Consider the following 24,606-nt stretch of genomic DNA (forward strand, 5'->3'; position numbering starts at 1 on the left):
AGAGACGATCCGGGGGCTCGTACCGAACATGGCCGGTGATCTGACGGCGGCGGAACAGACACGACCGCAGATCGTCGGACGTCACGATCGGCCAGGTCAAACTGGATGGCCGCATTGTCGACCAGGACAGGTACAACCGTGCAGATGGCCGCTGATGTCGCACCACGGGGACGTGAGAGTTGTTCAGGTGAGGTGTTGGTGGTGGATCCAGGTGGCGATCTGGGCGCGCTTGGCAAAGCCGAGTTTGGTCAGGATCCGTTCGACGTGCCCTTCCGCGGTCCGCGGCGCGATCACTAGCCGGGCCGCGATCTGCTTGTTGGACAGGCCTTCGGCGACGAGTTGCGCCACCTGTCGCTCTCGTGCGGTCAGCGTGGCCGTGTCTGGATGCCAGGCTGGGCTGGGGCGCGAGCGGGTGGCTTCGCCCAGAGCGTAGGCGGCGGCGTGCTCCAGGTCGGTGGCGTGTTCGGCGCCACAGTCGACGGCAGCGTGGAATGCCTGGTCACCGAGGTGCAACCGGGCCTGTCGGGCGCACTGTTCGTGCGGGTCAAGCAGTATCGGAGAACCTATCCTTGGCTCACCGCCGGTCAGGCGCCAGACCTGGTCCGCGGCACCGATCAGTTCGGCGGCGCGTTCGTGGTCGCCGGTCCTGCCGGCAATCCAGGAGAGCATGTCGATGAAGAATCCCACGCCGACGACGTCATTGAAGATTCGCTTGATCCGCAGGCCTTCCCGCGTGTTCGCGGCTGCCTCCGCCAGTTCGCCCCCATGCCAGTGGGCCACGGCGAGTACGTAACGAGCCCAGCCCTGGCTCCATTGCTCGCCGTGGCGTTGGCAAATCTCGACGGGCTGCTGGGCGAGGGGTATCGCCCGGGCATGGTCGCCGCGCCACGCGAGCGCTGTGGCCTGCACACATTGGGCCATGACCGGGACACATCCCACTTCGCCGCTGGCCGCGAAACGGGCGATGGCCTGCTCGGCCAGCGCCTCGGCGGCGTGGAAGTCCCCCTGGATCAGGCGGACGCCCGCGTGCACGAACATGGCGTGCGCCGCTGTGCTGTCGTCGTTGTGCTGTCGCGCCCAGCCCAGACACTCGTCTGCCATCCTTGTCGCGGCTTCGCTGTTCCCGACGGTGAAGCGGTAGTACCCGTTGACCCACAGTGCTTTGGCCCGCTCGCGGCTCGGCAAGCTGTCGGCCGCGAGTACCCGATTCAGCCAGTGGTGTCCCTCGGCGAGGCGACCGCAGCCGACCCAGTAGAACCACAGGGTGTTCGCCATGCGCTGCGCGGTCCGGGTCTGGCCCGCCTCGAGGTAGAAGTCCAGTGCGGCGCGGAGGTTGGCGTGTTCGAGCCGCATCCGGTGATACCAGGCCTGCTGGCTGCGGCCGAACCATTCCTGCTCGGCGTGTTCGGTCAGGCGCCGGCACCAGTCGGCGTGGCGCTGCCGCAACAGCGTCTCGTCCTCGCCGGCGGCGGAGAGCTTCTCGGCGGCGTACTGGCGCAGGGTGTCCAGCAACAGGTACCGCCCGGTGCCGCTGTCGGTGCCGGTGAGAATCGACTTGCCCACCAAGCCCTCGAACAATTCGGCCACCTCCGCCGGACCGCTTCCGCACTCCGAGTACACCCGCTCGGCCGCCTCCAGGTCGAAGCTGCCGGGAAAGACCGACAGCCGGGACCACAACCGCTGTTCAGCCGACGTGCAGAGCTCGAAACTCCAGTCGATGGCCGCCCGCAAGGTCTGATGCCGGGCTGCCGCGAGCCGGGGACCGGTGGTCAGCAACGGGAAACGGTCGTCCAGCCGCTGAAGGATCTGCTCCAGCGAGAGGTACCGCAGCAGGGCTGCGGCCAGTTCGATGGCCAACGGGATGCCCTCCACGCGCCGGCAGATGCCGATCACCCGCTCCCGGTTGCCCGCATCGAGCGCGACATTCGACACCACCGCGCCGGCCCGGTCGATGAACAACCTGATCGCCGGGTGGTCGGGATCCGATGCCGCCTTGGGCAGCGACAGCGGTTCGACGATCAGCAACTGTTCACCCGCCACCCGCAGGCTCTCCCGGCTGGTGGCCATGATCCGCAGGTGACGCACCTCCCGCAACAGCGCGTCGGCGACCTTCGCGCACTCGTCGACCAGATGCTCGCAGGTGTCCAGGATGAGCAACGCCTGCCGCTGCCGCAGGAAATCGATCAGCAGCTCCAACGGCGGGCGGCCACTCTGATCGGGGATGTCCAGCACCTGCACCGCGGTGTGTGCCACCAGCAACGGATCACGCACAGAAGCGAGTTCCACCAGCCAGACTCCGGCAGGGAACGCTCGTCACACCGCGGCCGCCACCTGCAGGGCGATCCGGGTCTTGCCGACGCCGCCGATTCCCGTCAGGGTGAGCAGGCGGTTGGTCGCCAGCAACTGCTTGGCCTGGCTGATCTCGCGCCCGCGGCCGACAAAACTGGTGACGTCGGCCGGGAGGTTGTGCGGAACGACCATGCCGCCCCTCGGTCTTCACGCTGACAACGGCCTCGCGTGGGGACTCACCATGCGAGGGCCGGGATCCCACAGCGACCGAGAATAGCTTCCATCACCGTTTCGAGCCGTCCACAGGATGACGCGTACACGCCACCGGCCGATATCGGCCAAGGTGGCGAGTGGTTCCTGCTCGGATCCTGAGGTTAGACCCGCTCCCGCTGTCCGCCGATCGAGAGATTCGTGCGGTAGTGAGCATGGGTGTACTGACGAGTTCGGAACATCTAGTGGACAAAGTGGACGTTCGGAGGAACGGTACGAGGATCGAAGTGCAGGTCTGGGCACCGGAACGCGTGCCTGGTGACAACGAACAGATCCGCGGGGCACTCCGGTACCACCCAGAAGTCATTCGATTCGCAGATTCATTGGGATCCTCGGAAATCTTCGACATAACGGTTGATCCACCCCATCTGGTTTGGCCATAAATACGAGGCCGCAGACTATCCGCCAGGCGTCCCGCTCGGCGCTGGCGACATCGTGTGCAGCTGCACTCGCGCGAAGCCATAGCATCAGGCGCCACGTCGGTGCACTGACGGTGCACTTGCCGAAATGCCATCCATGCAGGTCAGGCTGCATAGTGGTATTCGTTGAGGATGCCGCCCAAACGCTGGTGTCGATGGATGTCGACAGTGGCGATCTGACCGGTGATCGGCGACGGCAGTGGTCGTAGCCGTCGAGCGTTGGCGATGCCTTGGTGGGGTCGGCGAGAATTGTAGAACTGCTCCTACTGACGGAGGGCGTGAACTAAAAGAGCGTGTCTCATGTGGCTGCTTTGCGGAGTTTCTTGTAGCAGATGAGCGTGGCGGCAAGGGTGAGCAAGGCGCGGAAGCGGCTGCGGATCACACCCAGGGATCAACGGCTGTGCCAACGCTCACAACTCATCCGGCGTCAACCGCAGCGACAGATCATCCGACACAAGAATGATCACGACAGATCATGATCAACCACATGAGACAGGCTCTAAGCGGCATTGGGGTAGAGCCACTAGGAAGATCGCCGACGACCGGTCCCAGTCGGTCAACTGAGGTGGCTTCGGAGCACGGGAACGCCGCCAGTCCGCTGGGTGCGAGCTCTGTGCGTTGACCGCTCTTGGCGTAGTACGCGTTGGCCGCGGTCGAGGCGACGAACAACTTGAGCACGTTCCCTGTTGGCTTCAGCAGGCCGCGCGGTATTGGACAAGAGTAGGGCGGCCAGGCCAGGTTCGCGATTTCCGTGCCGTTGAGCGTGACTTCGGCCGCGGTGTGAACGGCGGGCAGTACCAGCTCCCACTCGGGCCATTCTGGGTCTGGCATGTCGAATCGCAGCCGGTATTCGGCGATACCGCTGTATTCGGCCATTCCCTGACGTTCCCAGCCGATGTCGGTCCGGACTGGCCGCGGACCTTCGCCGATGTCGATGCTCCATCCTGTACTGAGGACAATGTCGGCTGGCACAGAGGTAGGGCCGTCGGTGAACAGAAGGCACACAAGTTGCTCGGCGTGGCATTCCAGGCGGAGCGCGCCCGACGTTGTGCCGAGATCAAGGATCTCACCGGTTGTGGCGTCGAAACGGCGGACGCTTGCGGGGACCGACGGCGGGATGACGGTTACTGTCTGCCGATGTGGACTGTCCACAAAGAACGCGACGCGGGTTCCGTGGTCGTCTCGGCCGCTGCTGGTCCAGACAGTGACGTTGGGATCTGCTGTCCTGACGCGGCCACCGCGCAACGTCATGTCGAGTTCCGCGATTGTGGGAGTGTCTGGCCAATGCTTCGTGCAGGCTGCCGATGCCATGGCGGTGAGTGCCGGGTCGGATCCACGCTGCTGGCTCGCGGCTGGCAGTTCACCTGATGCCAGGACCGTGCCGCCAGCCGCTCGCATCCGTTGCAGTACTTCGACAGTTGCGATGTCCTTGACCACCTCGACACCTGGAAGCACCACTGTGGAGTAGCCACGATCGCTGAAGAAGATCTTTCCTGAAGCCACAGTCGCAGCGCGCAGGTCACGCTCGTCCACCAAGTGGAACCCGATTCCCGCCCGTGCGAGGTATTCCGTCCATACGGCGGTATGTGCGCCGAAGTGGTGACCGGGACCGCATGCCCATCCAGTCCGCAATGGATAGAGCACCGCGACCTCGCACTCCGGACGGGCCGCGTCCAGAAACGCGGACAAGCGGCCCGATTCCTCAGCGAAGGCCCGGTGATGCACGAACCACGGCTCGAAGTTCACGCCAGGTGGAAAATCGAAGCGGGGGTTCACGAACATCTGCGCATCCTCATCGCGCGGCGTCGCCCAGCCATCAGTCTACCAGTACGCGTGCATCACCAACTGGCGGGCACCGAGCAGGTGGTGCCGGATGGCCGCAGCGCGCAACTCACGCAGCGTGAGCTCCCAGCGACCGGCGGCGAAATGCGAACCGTTGGCGTCGCTGGAGAAGTACTGTTCCACGATGCAACGGCTGCGCCCGTGCGCCCTGGCGACCGAATCGCCTAGTTTCGCGGCCATCTGCGGTTGCGCGTTGGAAGCGTCCACGGCCGTCCGGTCGCGGAACCGGTCGATGGCGAAGTGGTCGTTGCCGAAGTTGGTGCGCGGGTCGGCCGTGATGACTGTGTCGGTGAAGTCCCACGAACCTACCGACCCGAACACCTCGTGGCCCGTGAACTCGATGCCATGAGCACGGCACCACTGTCCGACCGTCCCAAACAACGCCTCGATCGCTTGCGCTGAATAGGTTTCGAAGAACTCGCAGCGACTTTTCGCTGTGGCAACACCGACATCGGTCACGAGCGCGAGCAACACCTGTGGCAAATCGCTGAAGCGAGCAGCAAGTTCGGCTGACCACATCAGCGAGCTGCCCACGTGGCCATGGTGCTGGCGCCATCGGAAAAAGCACGCGTGCGGCTGATCGAAGAACGCGTACCGAACGGTCGTTCCGAAATGCTCTCCGAGTGCGGCACGGTAGGGTTCGTAACCAACTTCAATAAACCGTTGCGCGGCTTCGGGAAGGAGGTAGTTGATCATCCTGCTCGACGCGCATCGCGCCGCCACGAAGACAGTGACCGTGGTGTCAGGTTCGGCGGCGCTGACCTCGAGCACGCAGCCAGAAGGGGAGACCTCCGCGAATCGTGCGGTGACAGCGGCACCGTGGTGATCGACGGCGGCCACGATTTCCCACTCATCCCATGCCACCCGGCCATCTTCGAAAACCCACGACATTCCTTGCTCAAGAAGAGCTTCGACATCCGTCGGCCTGATGTCATCCACCATGCACCGCGCCCGACCATCCACAACGGACGCTGTCGTCCAGAACAGATGACGCTCTCGCAACTCGTCCCGGCCGGCAACCGTACGCCCACCGGCGTGCCCGGACAGCCATTTGTACTCATCGTAGATCCCGACAAGCATTCCCTGACGCGCAGCCTCGTCAACAGCCGCCCGATAGGCCGAAAGGTACTCCGGCCCAAGGTATTCCTCGCGGGGAAACGCCATCCGGGTCTGAATCTGGAATGACCGGTAACCCGCCTGTCGCATATCCGTGATCTGGTCGCGGATCTCGTCCGGCGTCGGTACTCGATGCCAGAACCAGTACGTACCCGGAGATTGCCAATCATCCGGCAGGATTTCAGTCATCAGTCACCGTCTTGTTGTCTACTTCGAACACAAAGGTGAGGCACGCGTACACCGCGGCGGCGACGAGCATCGCCAGTACGACACCAAGGTTCGCCTGCCCGACAACACCTTTCTCGGCTTCGCTGCCGAGTAGGAATCCGACAACCGTCGCGATGTTCGGATCGGCCGACGTCACGGTTCCAAGTCCGACGAACGCCGCGAGTCCAAGCGAGACGATCGCGGTCCATCGCACGTCACGGCCACCCGCCGAACTGGGCAGTGCCATCGTGACATCCCAGTCAAGCCACCGCTGCCGGACGAAGTCGACCAGTTGAATGCTGCCCATGGCTCCGGTGAGCACCGAGACCAGCGCGAGAAAAGCCTGAAAAGTCGCCAAGAAGGAGTCCGAGACGAACAACAAGTAGAACGCACCGGCCGAAATGACGATCGTGTTGAGGGCCGTCGTTCCGATCCGGGACAACGGCATTCCGAGTGCCAGCAACGCGAGACCCGACGAGTACACGCTCGTGATCGCGGCCGCCACCAGGGAGATCACGACGACGATGGAGAAAGGGATCAAGAACCACAGCGGCAACAACGCGGTCAGCGCCCCGATCGGATCGCTGGCCGCGGCGGTGCCCAGATCCGAGTTGCCCGCGGCCAGCAGTACACCAAGGACCAGCAAAGCCGTGACTGGCAAGGCAATCCCGGCTGTCGTCCACGTGATCACACCACGAGCGGGCACAGCGCGAGGAAGGTAGCGGGCGAAGTCACCGCCATAGGTCAAGAAACCCAGCCCGACCATCGTCATCGCGAGGATAACCCCGCCAAGAAACCGAACCCAACTGCCGTCGGGAACTGATCCAACGGCCTCCCAACGGATGTGCGGCACGATGAGAACGATGAAAACAACCGTCATGACAGCAGTCAGCCACGCGATCCAGCTTTCCACCTTGACGATCAGCTGATGCCCGATCATCGCGACGAGCAGCGTCACCGCAAGTACGACCACGAACCAGATCACGACGGCACCGGACGACACCCCACCGCCTTCGGCCACGAAAGCATTCGGCCACAGCCTGCCCAGCAGCGCGGCGCCTGTGGTCCAAGCCACCGCGATGATGATGATATTCCAGCCGACACTGGTGATGTACGCGAACACGGCCGGGAACTTGTTGCCCTGCAAGCCAAACGCGAACCTGGTTTGGGTGAGCGTTGGCAACCCCGTACGCGGGCCGCCGACCGACAGCACACCCACCAGTAACGCCGAACCGACGTAACCAAGTGTGCCGGCCAGAATCGCCTGCCAAACACTCAGTCCCAGGCCGAAAACGTAGATGCCGTAACCGATTCCGAGGATCGAGACGTTCCAGGAGAACCAGATGGCGAACAGTTCCCTTGGCCTGCCACGCCGTTCGGTGTCCGGAACCGGGTTGATCCCGTTGCGTTCAACGGCACTAGGTGCTGTGCTCATCGGACCACGCCTTTCGCGACAAGAAAGCACCCATATGGACGGAACTCGTCGGTCACGACGACCACACTGACCTCGGTACAACGCTTGTAGAAAGCCAATCGGTCCAGCGCGACGGCGCCGAGCGGCCTGCCTTCCGCGCGCTGAGCCTCGTCTATGAACTCGCGCTGCACCTCGTTCGGCGCATCGGCGTGATCGGGATCGCGCATGTACGTGATCGGGTGCTCGACGAAGTCGTCGACCGGCAGCAGGGTGCCGAGTTTGGTCATGAATTCCGGCGCGGAATGTCCATGGATCCGGACGACCGGCTGGCGAGCGCTGTAAGCCGGGTAGTTGAGATCCACGATCGCGAGCTGGTCGGCGTGTCCCATCCGGGCAAGCGGGGCCAGCAGTTCGGGCCCGAAGACGGGATCGATTCCCTTGAGCATGAGGCGCCTTCGAAATGTCAGCAGCCGCAGGACCGCCCGATGACCAGCTCGAATTCGCAGACGACCCGTTCGGGCCGCGCCTGGGAAAGCAGGGTGACGGCGTTCGAGGCGATTTCGTCCAACGGCTGGGCGATTGTCGTCAGGGGAGGGGTGAAGTACTGCGTGTCACTGGTGCCGTCGAACGTGACAATCGCCAGGTCGTCCGGTATGCGCCTGCCCATGTCGGCTGCGGTCTTGCCCACGCCCAACGCCATCTGGTCGCTGGCCACGAAGACCGCGTCCAGGTCGGGGCGCTCGGCCAGTAGCCGCTGCCCCGCCCTCAGCCCACCGGCACGTGAGAACTCCTCGACGAACACCGCCGATTCGTCCGCGCGCAGTCCAGCATCGACGATCGCGATCTGCCATCCCCGCCGACGGTCCGCGGAGGTGGAGAGGTTCGCGGGCCCGGTGACCAGGCCGATGTCGCGATAGCCGTGGCTGACCAAGTGACCGGTCGCGACTCTCGCGGCCTCCGTGTTGTTGATCGTCACGCAAGCGGCGTCGGTCCCGTCGGCCATCCGGTCCAGCATCACGACCGGAATCCCGCTGGCGGTCAGCAGATCCAGCCCGCCAGGCGGATTCACGCCGACGTACAACACCCCGTCGACCTGCTGCTGGATGAACTTCTCGATGATCGCCCGCTCGCGGTCGGAACTCTGCCCGGAGTTGCCGAGCAGGAGCACCTTGCCCATCGCGTACGTCCGGTCTTCCAACGCGTGGGCGAGCGCGGCGAAGAACGGGTTGGAGACGTCCGGCACGATCAGCGCGTAGGTGCCGGTCCGGCCGGCCGCCAGCGCCTTGGCGATCCCGTTTGGGCGGTAACCCGTTTCGGTGATCGCTTTGAGGACCCGCTCCCTGGTCAGCCGCGAGACCGGCCGAGGCCCGTTGTTCACGACATAGCTCACCACCGCGACCGACGTGCCTGCCGCCCGCGCCACGTCCTGGCGGGTCACCCGGGGACGCTCGGTGGTCATCGCGTACCGTTCCTGTCCTATGTGGTCTACGCGCGTAGACCGTTCGAGCAGAGTAGATCGGTGGTTGGCGTTTCCGCAATGGTGAACGGTCCTACCGGTGCCGGGCCGCACGGTAGGCGCGGACGAGGTGCTTGACGATCACGTCGCCCGATTGGGCCAGCGGGCCGTCACGGTGCCAAGCGAGCAGATGGCGGTAACGGATCGGATCACCGGCGATAGGTCTGGTCACGACGCCGGGGACTTCGTCGAAGGTGGGCTGTACCAGACTGACCGCGTGACCGTGACGGACGATTTCCACCAGGGTCCGGCCCTCGGCCTCGTACCGCACACGCATCCGCCCACCGGTGCCGAGTCCTACCCTGGCCCAGTATTCGGGCGTACGGTCCTCCGGCCTGGGAACGGCCCAATCGTGCTCCATCAAGTCCGCGAGATCGACTTCCGAATGCCTGGCCAGCGGATGGGTTTCGGGAAGCAGAGCGAACACGGGTTCGGTCACGACGGGCCGAAGCACGACACCGGGAGGCGCGGGCAGTTCATAACCGGGGCTGTCACCGACCACAGCCACCTCGAGACGGCCGTTGGCCACGTCATCCACCAAGGGCTGCGATGTGTGATGGCTACGTGAGGTGATGCTCGCATCGTGATGCAACGCGCGGACCTCACTGATCAGCGCGCCCATGAACGGTCCGGACACCGAGCCGAGCCGGAACTGCCTCGGCGAGCTTCCAGGCATAACAGCGGCCGTGTTCATCAACTCGTCGAGCGTCGGCAGCACGGCTTGGGCACGGGTGATGACCAGCTCACCCAACGGAGTCGGGACGACGCCGTTCTGGCCCCTGTCGAACAACCGTCCGCCGAGCATGGTCTCGATCCTGCCCAGCTGGGCGCTCACGCCCGGCTGGGTCTGCCGCAGCGCCGCGGCGGCCCGGGTCAGACTGCCTGTCTCCGCGATCGCGCAGATCACCCGAAGATGCCGAACCTCCAGCTCCATAACGCGATGTTAGGCAGAGCCGGGAGTTGCCCGAGCCACCTGCCCCACGCATTCTTGAGCTGACGAAAGGTGGACCACAGTGACCAGACCAGCCCGCCGGGACCCGAGCAACTTGGTGCAAGCCACCGGGTTCCGCGGATTCGTCCGCGGTGACTGGGGTCCGATCGACCGTGGCGTGCGGCTGGTTGACGGCGCGGCCGAGGCTGCTGCCCGGCACCGCGACCAGTTGCGGGCGGCTCTGCCTGGCGCGCGCATCGCGGCGGCCTCCGGCTGGGCGCCCGCACGATCCAACGACACCGACTATGACTTCCGGCCGGACAGCGACTTCTCGTGGCTGACTGGGTGTTCGGCCGAGGGCGCGGTGCTCGTGATGTACCCCGACGGCGACGCCGAGTTGTTCCTGCACGAGCCGGCCGGGCCAGCCGAGCCGGACTTCTTCGCCAACGCCCGCGACGGGGAGCTGTGGATCGGGCCGGTGCCCGGTCTTGCGGAGTGGGCGTCGGCGACGGGTTTGCGCTGCCGCCCGATCCAGGATCTTCCGTCAGCGTTGCGTGGCAAGGTGCCTGCCGTGCACAGCACCTTCGGCGTGGATCCGTTGCTGGACTCCCTGACGGGCCCGGATCGCACTGCGCACTTGCGCCGAGTGCTTGCCGAACTGCGGAGGGTGAAGGACGACTGGGAAATCGGGCAGCTCCAGTCCGCAGTGGACGCGACCGTGCAAGGATTCGCGGACGTCGCCGCTGAGTTGAAGAACGCCGTGGAATCCGGCGGCGAACGGTGGCTGCAGGGCACGTTCGATCGCCGCGCCCGCACAGCGGGAAACGGTCCAGGTTACGCGTCCATTGTGGCCGCTGGTCCGCACGCTCCGGTGCTGCATTGGGTACGTAACAACGGCCCAGTGCCAGAGGATGCCGTGCTGCTGCTCGACGCCGGTGTGGAGATGAACACGCTCTACACCGCGGACATCACCCGTACCCTGCCGGTGTCAGGCCGCTACAACGCAGCCCAGAAACAGATCCACGACCTAGTGGAACAAGCGACCGAGGCGGCATTGGCGGCGGTACGACCTGGCGCGCCGTACATGGAGTTCCATCGTGCGGCGATGCGTGTACTCGCGACGGGCTTGCACGATTGGGGTTTGCTGCCGGTCACGGTCGATGAGGCGCTGGATGACCGTGGGCAGCATCATCGCCGCTACATCGTTTGCGGTGTCGGCCATTTCCTCGGCCTTGATGTGCATGACTGTGCCAGTTCCTCTCCCGAGGCGTACCACCAAGGCACGGTGGCAGCGGGCATGACGCTCGCGGTCGAGCCTGGCTTGTACTTCCACCCCAATGACGAGACGGTACCGCCTGAACTGCGTGGGATCGGCGTACGTATCGAGGAGAACGTCGTGGTGACCGACTCAGGCAACCGGGTGCTGTCCACCGCACTGCCACGGGACGCGTCAGGATTGGAAGCGTGGGTGTCGGCCCGGCGTTGATCGGACAACGACTGAGCAGGGATGACTCCATACGTCTTGAAGCAGGGGATGAGAGCATTGCGCCCGTTATGGCGTTCAGCCGCCGCACTGTTGTCTCTTGTCCTCGTCCGTCGAGCAGAGTGAGGGGTGTATTTCCGTCAGCCCACGTCACGCGGTATCTGCGTCAGTCCGGGCCGCTGGGGGAGCGCGAGCACCCGATACAGGACCGGCAGGGAAAACAGACGGGTGGGTGGCGCGACCAAGGCGATCACTTCGCGGAATGCCGCGCTCACAACAGGATCGACGGCCGCCTTGGCAACTACACCGGCTCAAGTACCAGTTCGTCAACCGTTCCGATGCCGTTGGACGCGTCGACTCGCCGGCCGCATGCGGCCGGTCCGCGCCGACCGCGATCTTCCAAGGCACGTCTACGCTTCGTGCGACAGCGGCCTGGACGGTCGCGGCCAGGCCGGGGCGGATCCTGCCCCTAGCCACGAGATCGCCCATCGCCCTCGCGCCCATCGCTGCCTCGGCCATTCCGTAGCTGTAGAGCGGATTTGTCGTGCAGGCCGCGTCCCCGACGACCACGAACCCGTCCGGAACACCGCGGTAGGAGCGTCGCCGGTGTCGTGAACGGGCAGATGCCCTCTGACTTGGGACGATTGTTCTTGCGACAGAAACATATCGGTCCGAGTGAGAGGACATCTGCTGGGTGAAAGCATCGCATACGCGTGGCGTGGTGTCGGTGATGCGGCTGGCCGAGGATGCGGGGTTGTCGGGTCTGGCGGATGAGCTGGTCCGGCTGGGTGGTTCGGTGGGGGCGAACGCGGGCGCGAAGATCAGCACGATTAGTTAGTCGCGGATCTCGTCGGCCGATGTGGTGAATACGGCGCGCCAGACACCTCGGTTCGGGATATCCAAAATGGCTCGCGAAGTATCTATTGGGCTTTGGCAGGTATGGGAATGTCCGGCGAGCGCGTAGTCAACTGATGTGGTGTACGCCTGCGGCGGCCGACGCGTAGACCAGGTAGGCGCGTGAGGTTAGGCTTACCTGAACGGTTAGCCCTTGTCCTTGTTCAGCAGGTCGCGCAGGAGTTGCTCATCTTGTTCGTTCAGTGCGCCCACGAAGCGGGTGAGCACCGACGCGTGATCAGCCTCGGTCTCGAGGATGCGGCCCATGCGCCAGGCCACGAGAGCTGTTTGGTCGCCGGTCGCGCGGTAGCGGTATGCGCGTCCATCGCGTTCGCGGGTGACGACCTCTTTTTCGTGCAGGCGTGTGAGGGTTGTGACTACAGCACTGTAGGACAGGCCGTCTGGGAGAACCGCCAGGATCTCGCCTGGGGTCAGTGCTTCGTCCGACTTGCTGAGTGCGTCGAGGATCTCGGCCGAGAGGGCGCCGGGCTTACGCCGCTGCCGCCGGTCCGCCGATTCAGTCACGTGGAGAGCTTACCCATCGGGGGTGGCGTGGATGTTTGACCACTTTGTGGTGTCGGTTGTGGCGGTTCCGCTGGTCGTGTGGTTCGCGATGTGGTTGCTTGCCGATCGGCTGAGGCCTGATCTCGCCGCGCGGGCGTTCGCGTGGGCCGCGATCGTCGCGGCGGCGTCGAGTGTGTTGAACCTGTTGTCGTTCGCGCTCAAGGCTTTGGCTGAGATTCCAGCGGTCGCGGATCTCGGCGGCTGGTCGTATCAAGTCGTTCTCGCCGATACGGCTCACGTGTCGTGGGTGTCGTGGTTTTCCTTCGCGTGGACCGTGTTCATCGTCGTCGCAGTGATCTGGCAGGTGTGGCGGCATTCCCGGGCGATGCATAGCGCGCACACGCAGGCTGGCATGCTCGAATCTGAGGGCGAAGTGGTCATCATCCCAGACCGTCGGGTTGACGCGTTCGCGTTGCCCGGTGCGCCCGGCAGGATCGTGGTCACCAGAGGGATGCGGGATACTCTCGATGAGGCCCAGTACGCCGCCGTCGTTGCCCATGAACGCGCCCACCTTGTGCACAACCATCAACGCCTGGTCTGGCTGGCCAGGCTGGCCGCGGTGATTCATCCCGCCCTGATCCCCGTCGTTCGCAAGGTCGAGTTCTTGGTCGAGCGGGCTGCTGACGAGCAGGCGGCGATCGAGCTCGGCGATCGTGGGTGCGTGGCTCGGGCGATCGGGCTGGCCGCTTTGGCCGCCTCGGCGCGTCCGGCTGTGACGAGTCGGGTGGGGCCGCTGATGATGGCGGTGAGTGCTGCGCCAGGTGTCGTGCCAGGCAGGGTGAAGGCGCTGCTCGGTCCTGGGCAGGTTCGTCGTTGGCAGGTGGTCGTCCCGGCTGCGCTGGCTTTGGGAACGCTGGTTTGGACTGCGGAGTGCATCTACGACCTCTTCGAGTTGCTGGCGTTGGCCAGCCGTTGACTGGGCCGTTCGGGGTGGCGTGAGAGTCCATTGCGGACCGAGGCGGCACTGGCGGCCGATCATGCCAGCAGAGCGTCTCCCCAATAGCCGTTCTTGCTGACACCCGGCGGTATGGCGAAGTGGCCCGAACCGTTGTGCTGCAGGTACTCCATCATCTTGTCCGTTCCGGACAGAGCATGCTGCATCGGTACGAACTGGGTGCGTGTGTCACGGTTGAATCCGATGAAGAACAAGCCGGCGTCCAGATGGCCCAGACCGTCCGTGCCGTCGGTGAAGTTGTACCCGCGGCGCAGGATCTTCACGCCGTTCAGGCTTTCCGCCGAAGCCAGCCGGATGTGCGAGTCGTCGGCGATGACCGGGAGCCCGCCGGCACCACGAACATGCAGATCCGGCTCGTCGAATTCGTCGACCTGGCCGAGTGGCGCGCCGACCCCCTTGCTACGGCCGACAATCTGTTCCTGCTCCGACAGTGATGTCCGGTCCCAGATCTCGATGTGCATCCGGATTCGGCGAGCCACCAGGTAGGTGCCGCCGGTCATCCAGTCCGGTCCGTCGCCGGGCGCGACCCAGACGTGGTCTCGCAAGGACTGGACGTCCTCGGCCTTGATGTTGCGGGTGCCGTCCTTGAAGCCGAACAGGTTACGAGGTGTGGCCTGGGTACGGGATGTCGAGGAGGTCCGGCCGAAGCCGAGCTGTGACCAGCGCACGGCGACCTTGCCGAAGCCGATCCGCGCGAGGTTTCGGATGGCGTGCACCGCGACCTGCGGGTCGTTGGCGCAGGCCTGCACGCAGATGTCCCCGCCGCTGCGGCGTGGGTCCAGTGCGTCGGCTGGGAAGAGTGGCAGGTCGATGAGTGCGGGCGGGCGCTTGTCCGCGAGCCCGAATCGGGAGTCGAACAGCGACGGCCCGAACCCGACTGTCAACGTCAATGCTGAAGCAGGGAGCCCTAGTGCTTCGCCGGTGTCCGCGGGCGGGGCGTCGGGATGGCCGCCGACAGCCCCTTTGTCGGCAGCCTCCATTCCTTCGATCATCCGCCGGGCGGCATCAGTCCAGTCAAGCAACAACGAGGCCAGCTCGCGCCGGTCCTTTGTGGTCACATCGAACGCGACGAAGTGCATCCGGTCCTGTGCCGCGGTGACGATTCCCGCTTGCTGCGGGCCGTGGAACGGAACTGATTCGGCCGTCGCGTCACCAGGTTCGGGGGTTGAGCTGTCAATGAACCGATCGCCGAGCACGCCGGCGGCTACACCGGTCGCGGCCGCACCCGCCAAGCCGAACATCGAACGGCGGGTCATCTTGCCAGTCATCTCGCCGCCACGACTTCCGCGACCTTGCTCACCGGCTCGCCCAACGCGTCCACCGCCGCGGCCAGTTCCTTGACCTCGTCCGGAGTCAGTTCGGTATAGAGCTTGAACGTGTCGCCTTTGCGTTGCTTCTCCAGCAACGCGCCGACGGCGGCGAACTTGTCGTCGAGTACCGCGCCCAAGGCCTTGTCCCGGCTGTCGATCACCGGGCGCAGCGCGGCGACCGCTGCCTGCGAACCGTCTAGATTGGACCGGAAGTCGTACAGGTCGGTGTGCGAGTACTGGTCTTCCTCGCCGGTGATCTTGCCGCGGGCGACTTCGTCGAGCAGTTCCTTGGCGCCGTTGGCCATCTGCACCGGGGTGTACTCGAGGTTCAACGCCTTGGCTCGCAGGTCCTGAACGTCCGCGAGCAGCTGGTCGGCGATCTGTGGCGAATCGGCCTGCAGGCCGGAGACCCACAGGTCCTTCTCCAGCCGGTGGAACCCGGTGAATTGCTGCCCAGGCTCCACGTCCGGCTCGCGCGCGTCGATCTTCGGGTCGATGTCGCCGAAGCTCTCGGCCACCGGTTCGATGCGTTCCCAGTAGATTCGCGCGACCGGATAGAGCGCCTTGGCCTCTTCGACCTTGCCTGCCTTGACAGCGTTGACGAACTCGGTGGTCTTCACCGTGAACGACTCGGTCTGCGAGTTGACATACCGCTGGTAGCTCCTGGTGGCCTCACCCAGTTGCGCGTTCGCGTCCGCGGCCTTGACCACGCCGCCGGACACGGTGAAGTCGCCGCGGATGCCGTCGCCCTTCATACCGGGTTTGCACGCGGTCTGGAACTTGCCGGCCTCGGCCACCTCGACGATCAGCCGGCGGGTCAGGCCGGGGCCGATGTTCTCGACCTCGCCCATGATCCGGTCGCCCTCGCCGTAGAGGTAGAACTCGGTGACCTTCGAGCCCTTGTTGGAGACTTCGAAGGTGATGTTGCCGGCGTCCGCCGAGTTCCTTGCGACCTTGCAGGCGTCGTCGTTGGCCTCTACAGCGATCGGGCCTCCCGCGGCGGCAGGAGCGTCCGTGTTGCCGCTACAGGCGGCCAGCACGAACAGTGGTGCCACAACAGCGGCGGCGCGAACCTTCACGAGGACCTCACGGGTGTCGGATGGACGGTGTGATGTGGGGTGCGACGAGGCCAGAGGAACAACGTCAGCACCACCGCGACATAGCTGACCCACGTGACCGCCTGCAGGACAGTGGTCTGCTGGGAGTAGTTGAACAATCCTTTGAGCAAGGTGCCGTACCAGGAGGCCTCCGGGATCGGACCGGACAAGTCGAACGCCAGCGTTTCCAGACCCGGCAGGAATCGGCCCTCCTGCAGGTCGTGCACGCCGTACCCGAGGACTCCCGCGGCGACGATCACGAGCAGGACACCGGTGATCTGGAAGAACTTGGTCAGGTTGAGCCGGACGCTGCCCCGGTACAGCAGATACCCGAGGATGACCGCGAACAGGATTCCGGCGACGAAACCGATCAGTGGCTGGGACGTCCCGCCGCCCGCGGTCTGCACGGCCGCGTAGAAGAAGACGGCCGTTTCCAGACCTTCCCGGCCGACCGACAGGAATGCGACGCCGATGACCGCGAGAGGCCCGAGAACGACGGCTTCGGACAATTTGCCCCGCAGATCCGACGCGATGGTGCGGGCAGTTGCCCGCATCCAGAAGATCATGCCGGTGACCAGCGCGACAGCGACGATCGACAACGCGCCCCCGACGAGTTCCTGCGTCTGGAACGACAGGCTCGACGTGCCGTACGTCAGAACTGCGCCCACCGTGACCGACAGCGCGACTGCCATGCCCACACCGGCCCAGACCCACTTCAGCGAAGCTCGCTGGCCGGTCTTCACCAGGAACGCGATCAGGATGCTGACGACCAGCGCGGCCTCGAATCCTTCCCGCAGCCCCAACAGGGCGTTACTGAAAAGCATCGCACTCCCTTGCCCGGCCGGATCTCGCCTGGTCGGCGCACCGGCAAGGAAAGATAGGCTGCACTAACTTTTACGCGCGTGTAGAAGCTAACTCAAGCGTGAGGCCGTGACAACAGGCAGTCCAGGAACGGCGTGCGCCGGTCATGAACGCGACTGGCAGCGTGACCAGCCGGACGGTCCGCGCCTGGTCCGACGCTGGCACAAAGTGCCCGTCCAGCTGTCGGGACGGCAGATCAGTAGGGCCGCCGGAGACTGGACCGCTGCCGTCGACGCTGTGGCCAGGTCTTGGTGCTGTGCGAACGTTCAGCCCGGCGTTGCGGTGGTTCGCTCGGCCTGGCAGCCCAATGCATGCGAGGTAGGAACCGTGTGCCGCCGCGCATGTACGGTGCGATCACTGATTCGATGCTGTATAGCGCTTTGTAGCGGGCGAAGTCGCGTACAGGCGGCCTTCAGTCCGAGCAAACACCGCTTGAAACGGGTAGTTGAACTCTTCGTCGGCGGTAGAACTTCGCTGGGGAAGCGATTTCTGTGCGTCCAGGTTGGTCACGTCCGATGCCAGCCGTCGTCAGATCCACACGCATACACAATGGTCGTCGCAACCGGTCGCGTACCCGAAAACGCGGACATTTTTGCTACTTGATCGGGACGGGAACGCAACGGCGTGGTGCGTGATGCGGGACACCGACCTCATTCGAGATCGGCTGGCTTCATAAACCAGCCGATCTCTGCGCGCGGTGCATCGGTCAGAAGTGCGGAACGCCAACGATGATCACATAGCCGAGGCTCCCGATCACCAGCCCGAGGCAATATGGCGCGGCGCGGTCCCTGCCTTGGCCAAGAACGTACACGATGAACGAGAACCCGGTGGCCAGCACGAGCTCAACGATAGGAATTGTGGTGGACAACTCGAGCAAGAGCATCGAGACTCCGCCAACAACAGCCATGATCGCGACCTCTGCGAGCGTCGGCAGTTCAGGGAGTTCGACTTTTCGCTGGCGTTCGACTTCGTGCGAGAGTTTCTTCCCCGCGTACACGAATGCGAGCACCATCAGCGGAAACACTATCGCCGCGAGGCTGCGGAATCCTGATCCCACCCCGGCGACAAACGCCCGCGACACGAAGAAGATCGCAAGCCCGCCAAGGAAGGCCGGGGCGACAACCAGTGCGGCGTTCATCAAGAACTTCATCAGCTCGCGCGCGATTCTGAAACCTGGATCGACATCTGCGCGGTAATCGGCCATGACGGCTCCCTCAACTGCTGTTCCCAGCTTCACGGTGTATGAGAAGCCTTCGGACAACCGTCACCAGCTGTTACATGTACGGGCCACTTCACTCGGTTGGCCTACGAAAATTGTTGATCGATATCGCCCACGGTTGCAGTACACCACTAGGCACCTCAATGAGGGGCAAACTCCACGGCTGGCAAAGGATCAAGGCGCTGAGAAAGAAACCATGCCAACACCAGCTTCAGGCTGATTCCGTTTCACCGGATTCCACTTCTCCCGCGCCAGCGGGACATGTCCACTATGGAGCGTGTGCGGCGCGTTCGCGTTACCTCTGGGTCGCGCGGGCCGCAGCGGATTCATCCGCCCCGGCAAGACCTTCGCCATCGGCCTCGGCTGCGAGATCAGGCACACGAGCCGGTAATTGTGTGGGTCAGGTTTTCGAGCGCGGCCGGTTGCCCTTGGGGGTCGGGGTTTCCTCGCCCACTGTAGTGTCCTTGTGCCTGTTGGCGCGCAGCTCGTCGATCGCCTTCGCGAAGTCGTCGGCTGAGTCGAAGGAGTGATACACGCTGGCGAAGCGCAGGTAGGTGACCTCGTCGAGCTCACGGAGCGGGCCGAGGATGGCCTCCTCGACGGTGGTGAACCTGCGACCGCATTCCGTGCAGGACCTCCTGCGGCGGATGACCTGTCCTTCATCGACTTCACGGGAGTCGACCACGCGGGAGTCCGCGTTGCGGCAGAACGGGCAGCGCATGAGTCACCTTTCACGGCGGGGACGGAGGGTGCTGCGGGACCGGGTTCGGCCGGGGTGCCCCGGCCGAACTCCGAGAGGTTGATCAGTCCCAGTCCAGCGAGGATCCCGAGGCGTACTCGGTGACCCTGGTTTCGAAGAAGTTCTTCTCCTTCTTCAGATCGATCGCCTCCGACATCCACGGGAAGGGGTTCTCCGCCGGTCCGAACACCGGTGCCAGGCCCAGCTGCGCGCAGCGCCGGTTGGTGATGAAGTGCATGTACTGCTCGCACTGTTCGGAGTTCAGGCCGAGCAGGCCGTTGGGCATGGTGTCGCGGCCGTACGCGACTTCCAGCTCACACGCCTCGCCCAGCATGGTGCGAACCTCTGCCTGGAAGTCCTCACCCCACAGGTGCGGGTTCTCGATCTTGATCTGGTTGATCGAGTCGATCCCGAAGTTCAGGTGGATCGACTCGTCGCGCAGGATGTACTGGTACTGCTCGGCGATGCCGACCATCTTGTTGCGCCGCCCGAACGACAGGATCTGCGCGAATCCCGTGTAGAACCACATTCCCTCGAACACCACGTAGAACGCCACGAGGTCACGCAGGAACGCCTGGTCCGCCGCGGGAGTGCCGGTGTGGAAATCCGGGTCTTCCAGGTTCTGGGTGTAGTTCAGTGCCCACGCGGCCTTGTCGGTGATCGACGGGACCTCGCGGTACATGTTGAACAGCTCGCCCTCGTCCAGGCCGAGCGACTCGCAGATGTACTGGAAGGTGTGCGTGTGCACGGCCTCCTCGAAGGCCTGGCGCAGCAGGTACTGGCGGCATTCGGGGTTGGTCAGGTGCCGGTACACCGCGAGCACGATGTTGTTGGCGACCAACGACTCCGAAGTGGCGAAGAAGCCGAGGTTGCGCTTGATCGTGTGCCGCTCGTCGTGGGTGAGACCGTTCGGCGAGCGCCAGAGGGCGATGTCGGCCTGCATCGAGACCTCGGTCGGCATCCAGTGGTTGGCGCACCCGGCGAGGTACTTGTCCCACGCCCACTGGTACTTCAACGGCAGCAGCTGGTTGACGTCGGCGCGGGCGTTGATCATCGCCTTGTCGTCGACCTGCACCCGGCCGGCGCCGCGCTCGATGGTGCCGAGGCCGGTGGTGTCGGCGGAATTCGTGGTCACTGGCATGCCTCGCAGTCGGGGTCGGTGATGGAGCAGACGAGGGCCTCATTGGCCGCGCTTGGCGCGAGTGTGGTGGGCGGAGCCGCTGTTGCAGTCGGTGTCCCGGTCGGTGTCGCCGCGGGCTCGCTGACCGGGCGCACGGCGTTGAGCTTGCCGTCGGTGCCGCGCAACGTGGACTTCTCCACGCTGGTCGCAGCGGTGGAACGCAGGTAGTAGGTGGTCTTGAGACCCTTGTGCCACGCGAGCCGGTACAGGTTGTCGAGCTTGCGGCCGCTGGGAGCGGCGATGTACAGGTTGAGCGACTGCGCCTGGTCGATCCACTTCTGGCGCCGCGACGCGGCTTCGATCAGCCACTCGGAGGGCATCTCGAACGCCGTGGCGTACAACGCTTTCAGGTCGTCGGGCACCCGGTCGATGGGCGCGAGCGAACCGTCGAAGTACTTCAGGTCCGAGACCATCGCCTCGTCCCACAGGCCCCGCGCCTTGAGGTCGGCCACGAGGTGCCGGTTGAGCACGGTGAAGTCGCCGGACATGTTCGACTTCACGTACAGGTTGCGGAACAGCGGCTCGATGGACTGGCCGACACCGCAGATGTTGGAGATGGTCGCCGTCGGCGCGATGGCCATGGTGTTCGAGTTGCGCATTCCACCGCGTACCCTGGTCCGCAGGGCTTCCCAGTCCAATGTGGACGACGTGTCCACGTCGAGCGCGCCACCCCTGGCTTCGGCGAGCAGTGCGATGGAGTCGATCGGCAGGATGCCCTGGCTCCACAGCGAACCATCGAACGTCTCGTAGGCGCCGCGCTCGCGTGCCAGGTCCGCTGAGGCCGACAACGCGTGGTAGCTGATGTGCTCCATGCTGCGGTCAGCGAATTCCACAGCCTCCGGCGTACCGGGCACGAGCCGGAGGGTGAACAGGGCGTCCTGGAAGCCCATCATCCCAAGGCCGATCGGGCGGTGCCGCAGGTTGGACCGCTCAGCTTCCGGGATGGTGTAGAAGTTGATGTCGATCACGTTGTCCAACATCCGCACCGCGGTGTGAACGGTGCGCTTCACACGCTCGGCGTCCAAGCCGGCAGAGGTGACGTGGTTGGCCAGGTTGACCGAGCCGAGGTTGCACACCGCGACCTCGTCGGAGCTGGTGTTCAGCGTGATCTCGGTGCACAGGTTCGACGAGTGCACCACGCCCACGTGCTGCTGCGGCGAACGCAGGTTGCATGGGTCCTTGAACGTGATCCACGGGTGACCGGTCTCGAACAGCATGGTCAGCATCCGCCGCCACAGGTCGACCGCGCGGACACGCTTGAACACGCGGATCTCGCCCGCGTCGGCTGCTTGCTCGTACGCGCGGTACCGCTCGGCGAACGCCAAGCCGTACAGGTCGTGCAGGTCAGGCGTTTCGTCGGGGGAGAAGAGCATCCACTGCGCGTCGGCCTCGACCCGGCGCAGGAACTCGTCCGGCACCCAGTTCGCGGTGTTCATGTCGTGCGTGCGGCGCCGGTCGTCGCCGGTGTTCTTGCGCAGGTCGAGGAACTCCTCGACGTCGATGTGCCACGTTTCCAGGTACGCGCACGCCGCCCCCTTGCGGCGGCCGCCCTGATTCACAGCGACCGCGGTGTCGTTGGCAACCTTCAGGAACGGCACGACACCCTGGGACTGGCCGTTGGTGCCCTTGATGTGCGCGCCCATGCCGCGTACGGGCGTCCAGTCGTTGCCGAGCCCGCCGGAGTACTTCGCGAGCAGCGCGTTGTTCTGGTAGCTCTGGAAGATGCTCTTGAGGTCATCGTCCACTGTGGTCAGGAAGCACGAGGACAGCTGCGGACGGGTTGTGCCGGAGTTGAACAGCGTCGGCGTCGAGCACATGAAGTCAAATGTGGACAGCAGCTCGTAGAACTCGATCGCCCGAGCCTCGCGGTCGTCCTCACGCAGCGCGAGTCCCATCGCGACACGCATGAAGAACGCCTGCGGCAACTCGTAACGCACGCCGTCGTCATGCAGGAAGTAGCGGTCGTAGAGGGTCTGCATGCCCAGGAAGTCGAACTTGGCGTCACGGTCCGGCCGAATGGCGGCCGCGAGCCGGTTGACGTCGAACTCGGCCAGTTCCGGGTCCAACCGGTCAAGGGCGATGCCCAGCCGGACGTACTCCGGGAAGTAGGTCGAGTACGACATCTGCTCGCCGGTCGCCTCGACCGGGCGGCCCGCGACCCTGGTCAGCACCTCGCGGCGCAGTTGGTCCAGCAGCAGGCGAGCGGCGATGAACGAGTAGTTCGGCTCGGTCTCCACCAGCGTCCGCGCGGACATGACCAATGCCACTGCCAGTTCATCCGCCGTGATGCCGTCGTAAAGGGCCCGGCGCACCTCGGCCAGTACCAGTTCGGGTGACACGTCTTCGAGGTCCGCGCACGCCTCGTTGACCACAGCCGCGGTCCGGTCCCAGTCCATCGGGGCGAGGTCGCCGTCCGCCTTCTTCACCCGGAACTCGGGAGCGGCCGGGACGGTCTTCCGTGCCTTGGCGTGCTCCTCGCGGTACAACACGTAGGCCCGGGCGACCTTGTGGTGCCCGCCGCGCATCAACGCCAGTTCGACCTGGTCCTGGATCTGCTCGATGTGCAGAGTCGTCTCGGGGCGGGTGTGCCTGAGCAGCGCCGACTGAACCTGGTCGGTGAGCTCCGTGACCATCGGATGCAGATGGGACGCGGAAGCCACCCCGTCGCCGCCGACGGCCAGGAACGCCTTGGTTATCACCACATGGATTTTGGTGGCGCTGAACGCCGAGACACTGCCATCACGGCGGATCACCCGCACCTGCGCGACCCCGGTGTCCGTGGTTGTTGTCGACACAGCCCTCTCCTCGCGAGCACGTACGGCCCGGAGCGTGAAGGTGGCGACACAAAGCACGCACTACTGCGCACCCTTTGTCGTGTCGGCCCACCCGCGAGGCCCCAGACACGCGTACGCCGGTCGGCGCACGCATCGACGGCAGGTCTTCGGACTTATGGACAGTGGAGTCACCCGGCTGATTGACCGGATAACACCGCCTACTGGCTGTCGCTTCCCAAAAGCAAACGCTCTCAGTGCTGTGTGACAGCTGTCGTTTCCACTTACCGCTGCGGGGCAGTCCCGGATTCACACCGGGTTCCCTCTTGCCTCCTCGACCCTTTCGGGGGTCGCGGAACCATCGACGTGCGGAACACTACATGTTGTAGATCCGTCCGCAACGCAGCCCCACCGGGTGTGTCGCGCAACGTGGTGTGCTGCGAGAGGCGACGACTGCACAAGTCGGAAGGTGGAGCCGATCGGCGGCGATGGAGATTCCGGCCGCGCAGGCGTTGAAAGCGGGCGGACGGCCACTGGCGTTTCTCAAGGCCAAGGTGTTCATTCTGAGCGTGCCGGTGGATTGCTCTGGTGTGCATGCCAACCGGGGTGCGATCGCATACGACGACAACGGTTACGACCCTGACACGGTCGCCCGCGCCACCCCACAGGCGATTCTCGGACTCGGCGGTCCGAGCTTGGCGGCGCTGAGTGCGTCCGGCTCGAAGCCAGGCGTGCCAGTACTTTTGTGCCGGTAATGGCCACATAGGAGGGAGGTCGGGCCTGGTTGGTCTCTCCGGTCTTCATGCACACGACGTGTCGTTCGCCGCGGTCGTTGGTGTAAGGATTCGTACAAGCGGTGGGCGGGCGCGAGTGGGATCGGTGCACAACCAGGCACGGGGCCCTACCGGACACGAAGCTATCGAGGAGAGCCCGGCCGATTCCGTGTCGCCGGTAGTCAGGGTGCACTATCAGTTCGGCCACGACCACCGTACAGATCAGCAACTACCGTTCGAACGGTGCGCCACCGACACCCCGGCACGGCCGGTCCGGGACCGCGCCACGGCGTTCATCGCGTGCCGCCTATCTTGCGCTCAAGCCGCTCCAGCAGCAGCGGGCCGATCATGAGTACGACAAGCACAACCACTACCACCAGCACCACGTCACCTCCGCGTTCTCTCGACATCTCGCACCACCCGCAACACTCCACACCGGGCGACCGGCCCGCTTCACCCGCAACAGGTGGCTTTCGGTCATCGCGCTGTTCGGCGCTCGGCGAGTGCGTGGTTGCAGATAGCCGTAGTGGTCCAGCAGCTGTGCCAGGCTTACCAGCGTCCGGTCCACAGTCGACAGAGGACGCCTATTTGTGGTTGGTGGGCGGGTCGTCCTCTCGCAAGCCCCTGGTCTCCGCTTTGAGAATGCGCAGTGCCCGGCCGGCGGAGCGGGCGGTGTCGGGCAGTCAATTCTTCCTCTATCGAACTAGCCAGCATCACCGCGCGCGGGCGACCGTGAAACCTTCAGAACCAGGCGAA

20 protein-coding genes and 1 riboswitch are annotated in these 24,606 nt (G+C 64.8%); of the genes, 4 read left to right on the plus strand and 16 right to left on the minus strand.

All coding sequences use genetic code 11. From position 1 onward, the window contains the following. Positions 1-183 precede the first annotated feature (183 nt). The 8 genes from LWC34_RS58005 to LWC34_RS12385 all read right to left on the minus strand — a co-directional run bounded on the left by LWC34_RS58005 (position 184) and on the right by LWC34_RS12385 (position 10,007). Complete coding sequence (locus tag LWC34_RS58005) at positions 184-2,286, minus strand: ATP-binding protein (protein ID WP_233725188.1); 2,103 nt, start codon at positions 2,284-2,286, stop codon at positions 184-186. Between the two features lie 27 nt (positions 2,287-2,313). Next, a complete protein-coding gene (locus LWC34_RS12355) occupies positions 2,314-2,481 on the minus strand; it encodes a hypothetical protein (protein WP_233725189.1) in 168 nt (55 codons plus the stop codon). Between the two features lie 941 nt (positions 2,482-3,422). Beyond that, positions 3,423-4,760: a type 1 glutamine amidotransferase family protein gene (locus LWC34_RS12360; protein WP_233725190.1), complete on the minus strand. Its 1,338-nt coding sequence runs from the start codon at positions 4,758-4,760 to the stop codon at positions 3,423-3,425. Between the two features lie 39 nt (positions 4,761-4,799). Then, on the minus strand, positions 4,800-6,125 hold the full coding sequence (locus LWC34_RS12365) for a hypothetical protein (RefSeq protein ID WP_233725191.1): 1,326 nt from the start codon (positions 6,123-6,125) through the stop codon (positions 4,800-4,802). Then, positions 6,118-7,578, minus strand: a complete 1,461-nt coding sequence (locus tag LWC34_RS12370; RefSeq protein ID WP_233725192.1) for a purine-cytosine permease family protein — start codon at positions 7,576-7,578, stop codon at positions 6,118-6,120. Before LWC34_RS12370 ends, LWC34_RS12365 begins: the two co-directional genes overlap by 8 nt. After that, complete coding sequence (locus LWC34_RS12375) at positions 7,575-8,003, minus strand: RbsD/FucU family protein (RefSeq protein WP_233725193.1); 429 nt, start codon at positions 8,001-8,003, stop codon at positions 7,575-7,577. Before LWC34_RS12375 ends, LWC34_RS12370 begins: the two co-directional genes overlap by 4 nt. A gap of 17 nt (positions 8,004-8,020) precedes the next feature. Further along, positions 8,021-9,016: a LacI family DNA-binding transcriptional regulator gene (locus tag LWC34_RS12380; RefSeq protein ID WP_233725194.1), complete on the minus strand. Its 996-nt coding sequence runs from the start codon at positions 9,014-9,016 to the stop codon at positions 8,021-8,023. A gap of 91 nt (positions 9,017-9,107) precedes the next feature. Further along, the gene (locus LWC34_RS12385) at positions 9,108-10,007 is read right to left on the minus strand and encodes a LysR family transcriptional regulator (RefSeq protein ID WP_233725195.1); all 900 of its coding nucleotides are present in this window, start codon (positions 10,005-10,007) and stop codon (positions 9,108-9,110) included. A gap of 79 nt (positions 10,008-10,086) precedes the next feature. Between LWC34_RS12385 and LWC34_RS12390 the strand changes: the two genes are divergently transcribed. Continuing rightward, on the plus strand, positions 10,087-11,490 hold the full coding sequence (locus tag LWC34_RS12390) for an aminopeptidase P family protein (protein WP_233725196.1): 1,404 nt from the start codon (positions 10,087-10,089) through the stop codon (positions 11,488-11,490). A gap of 691 nt (positions 11,491-12,181) precedes the next feature. Further along, entirely contained in the window at positions 12,182-12,325 is a 144-nt protein-coding gene (locus tag LWC34_RS12395) for a hypothetical protein (protein ID WP_233725197.1), read from the plus strand. A gap of 203 nt (positions 12,326-12,528) precedes the next feature. Here the strand turns inward: LWC34_RS12395 and LWC34_RS12400 are convergent, their stop codons facing one another. After that, positions 12,529-12,906 carry a BlaI/MecI/CopY family transcriptional regulator gene (locus LWC34_RS12400; RefSeq protein WP_233725198.1) on the minus strand — a complete coding sequence of 126 codons (378 nt, stop codon included), beginning with the start codon at positions 12,904-12,906 and terminating at the stop codon, positions 12,529-12,531. A 31-nt stretch (positions 12,907-12,937) separates the two neighbouring features. On the opposite strand from LWC34_RS12400, the gene LWC34_RS12405 reads away from it, so the two are divergent. Continuing rightward, positions 12,938-13,861, plus strand: a complete 924-nt coding sequence (locus LWC34_RS12405) for a M56 family metallopeptidase (RefSeq protein ID WP_233725199.1) — start codon at positions 12,938-12,940, stop codon at positions 13,859-13,861. 59 nt (positions 13,862-13,920) lie between these two features. Here LWC34_RS12405 and efeB read toward each other — a convergent pair whose 3' ends face one another. The 7 genes from efeB to LWC34_RS12440 all read right to left on the minus strand — a co-directional run bounded on the left by efeB (position 13,921) and on the right by LWC34_RS12440 (position 23,101). Next, positions 13,921-15,168 (minus strand): iron uptake transporter deferrochelatase/peroxidase subunit, encoded by a 1,248-nt coding sequence (efeB, locus tag LWC34_RS12410; RefSeq protein ID WP_233725200.1) that lies wholly within the window; start codon positions 15,166-15,168, stop codon positions 13,921-13,923. Then, complete coding sequence (efeO, locus tag LWC34_RS12415) at positions 15,165-16,289, minus strand: iron uptake system protein EfeO (protein WP_233725201.1); 1,125 nt, start codon at positions 16,287-16,289, stop codon at positions 15,165-15,167. The genes efeB and efeO overlap by 4 nt, the downstream gene beginning before the upstream one ends. Beyond that, complete coding sequence (gene efeU, locus LWC34_RS12420) at positions 16,286-17,131, minus strand: iron uptake transporter permease EfeU (protein ID WP_233725202.1); 846 nt, start codon at positions 17,129-17,131, stop codon at positions 16,286-16,288. The genes efeO and efeU overlap by 4 nt, the downstream gene beginning before the upstream one ends. Before the next feature lie 743 nt (positions 17,132-17,874). Continuing rightward, positions 17,875-18,372: a hypothetical protein gene (locus LWC34_RS12425; protein WP_233725203.1), complete on the minus strand. Its 498-nt coding sequence runs from the start codon at positions 18,370-18,372 to the stop codon at positions 17,875-17,877. A gap of 415 nt (positions 18,373-18,787) precedes the next feature. Beyond that, positions 18,788-19,108: an NrdR family transcriptional regulator gene (locus LWC34_RS12430; protein ID WP_233725204.1), complete on the minus strand. Its 321-nt coding sequence runs from the start codon at positions 19,106-19,108 to the stop codon at positions 18,788-18,790. A gap of 82 nt (positions 19,109-19,190) precedes the next feature. Then, on the minus strand, positions 19,191-20,267 hold the full coding sequence (locus LWC34_RS12435; protein WP_233725205.1) for a ribonucleotide-diphosphate reductase subunit beta: 1,077 nt from the start codon (positions 20,265-20,267) through the stop codon (positions 19,191-19,193). After that, positions 20,258-23,101: a ribonucleoside-diphosphate reductase subunit alpha gene (locus LWC34_RS12440; RefSeq protein WP_233725206.1), complete on the minus strand. Its 2,844-nt coding sequence runs from the start codon at positions 23,099-23,101 to the stop codon at positions 20,258-20,260. The genes LWC34_RS12435 and LWC34_RS12440 overlap by 10 nt, the downstream gene beginning before the upstream one ends. A 120-nt stretch (positions 23,102-23,221) precedes the next feature. After that, positions 23,222-23,455: riboswitch (cobalamin riboswitch) on the minus strand. Between the two features lie 110 nt (positions 23,456-23,565). On the opposite strand from LWC34_RS12440, the gene LWC34_RS12445 reads away from it, so the two are divergent. After that, the gene (locus LWC34_RS12445; protein ID WP_233725207.1) at positions 23,566-23,832 is read left to right on the plus strand and encodes a hypothetical protein; all 267 of its coding nucleotides are present in this window, start codon (positions 23,566-23,568) and stop codon (positions 23,830-23,832) included. Positions 23,833-24,606 lie beyond the last annotated feature (774 nt).

Source organism: Kibdelosporangium philippinense, assembly GCF_021390435.2.
In the GTDB taxonomy this organism is placed as follows: domain Bacteria; phylum Actinomycetota; class Actinomycetes; order Mycobacteriales; family Pseudonocardiaceae; genus Kibdelosporangium; species Kibdelosporangium philippinense.

What these genes read in the sequence shown, in the direction of transcription:
- efeB (WP_233725200.1), bottom strand. Translation starts at nt 15,168, where the DNA reads ATGACTGGCAAGATGACCCGCCGTTCGATGTTCGGCTTGGCGGGTGCG.
- LWC34_RS12355 (WP_233725189.1), bottom strand. Translation starts at nt 2,481, where the DNA reads ATGGTCGTTCCGCACAACCTCCCGGCCGACGTCACCAGTTTTGTCGGC.
- LWC34_RS12380 (WP_233725194.1), bottom strand. Translation starts at nt 9,016, where the DNA reads ATGACCACCGAGCGTCCCCGGGTGACCCGCCAGGACGTGGCGCGGGCG.
- LWC34_RS12365 (WP_233725191.1), bottom strand. Translation starts at nt 6,125, where the DNA reads ATGACTGAAATCCTGCCGGATGATTGGCAATCTCCGGGTACGTACTGG.
- efeU (WP_233725202.1), bottom strand. Translation starts at nt 17,131, where the DNA reads ATGCTTTTCAGTAACGCCCTGTTGGGGCTGCGGGAAGGATTCGAGGCC.
- LWC34_RS12435 (WP_233725205.1), bottom strand. Translation starts at nt 20,267, where the DNA reads ATGCCAGTGACCACGAATTCCGCCGACACCACCGGCCTCGGCACCATC.
- LWC34_RS12375 (WP_233725193.1), bottom strand. Translation starts at nt 8,003, where the DNA reads ATGCTCAAGGGAATCGATCCCGTCTTCGGGCCCGAACTGCTGGCCCCG.
- LWC34_RS12385 (WP_233725195.1), bottom strand. Translation starts at nt 10,007, where the DNA reads ATGGAGCTGGAGGTTCGGCATCTTCGGGTGATCTGCGCGATCGCGGAG.
- LWC34_RS12425 (WP_233725203.1), bottom strand. Translation starts at nt 18,372, where the DNA reads ATGGCCGATTACCGCGCAGATGTCGATCCAGGTTTCAGAATCGCGCGC.
- LWC34_RS12430 (WP_233725204.1), bottom strand. Translation starts at nt 19,108, where the DNA reads ATGCGCTGCCCGTTCTGCCGCAACGCGGACTCCCGCGTGGTCGACTCC.
- LWC34_RS12445 (WP_233725207.1), top strand. Translation starts at nt 23,566, where the DNA reads ATGGAGATTCCGGCCGCGCAGGCGTTGAAAGCGGGCGGACGGCCACTG.
- LWC34_RS12360 (WP_233725190.1), bottom strand. Translation starts at nt 4,760, where the DNA reads ATGTTCGTGAACCCCCGCTTCGATTTTCCACCTGGCGTGAACTTCGAG.
- LWC34_RS12405 (WP_233725199.1), top strand. Translation starts at nt 12,938, where the DNA reads ATGTTTGACCACTTTGTGGTGTCGGTTGTGGCGGTTCCGCTGGTCGTG.
- LWC34_RS12370 (WP_233725192.1), bottom strand. Translation starts at nt 7,578, where the DNA reads ATGAGCACAGCACCTAGTGCCGTTGAACGCAACGGGATCAACCCGGTT.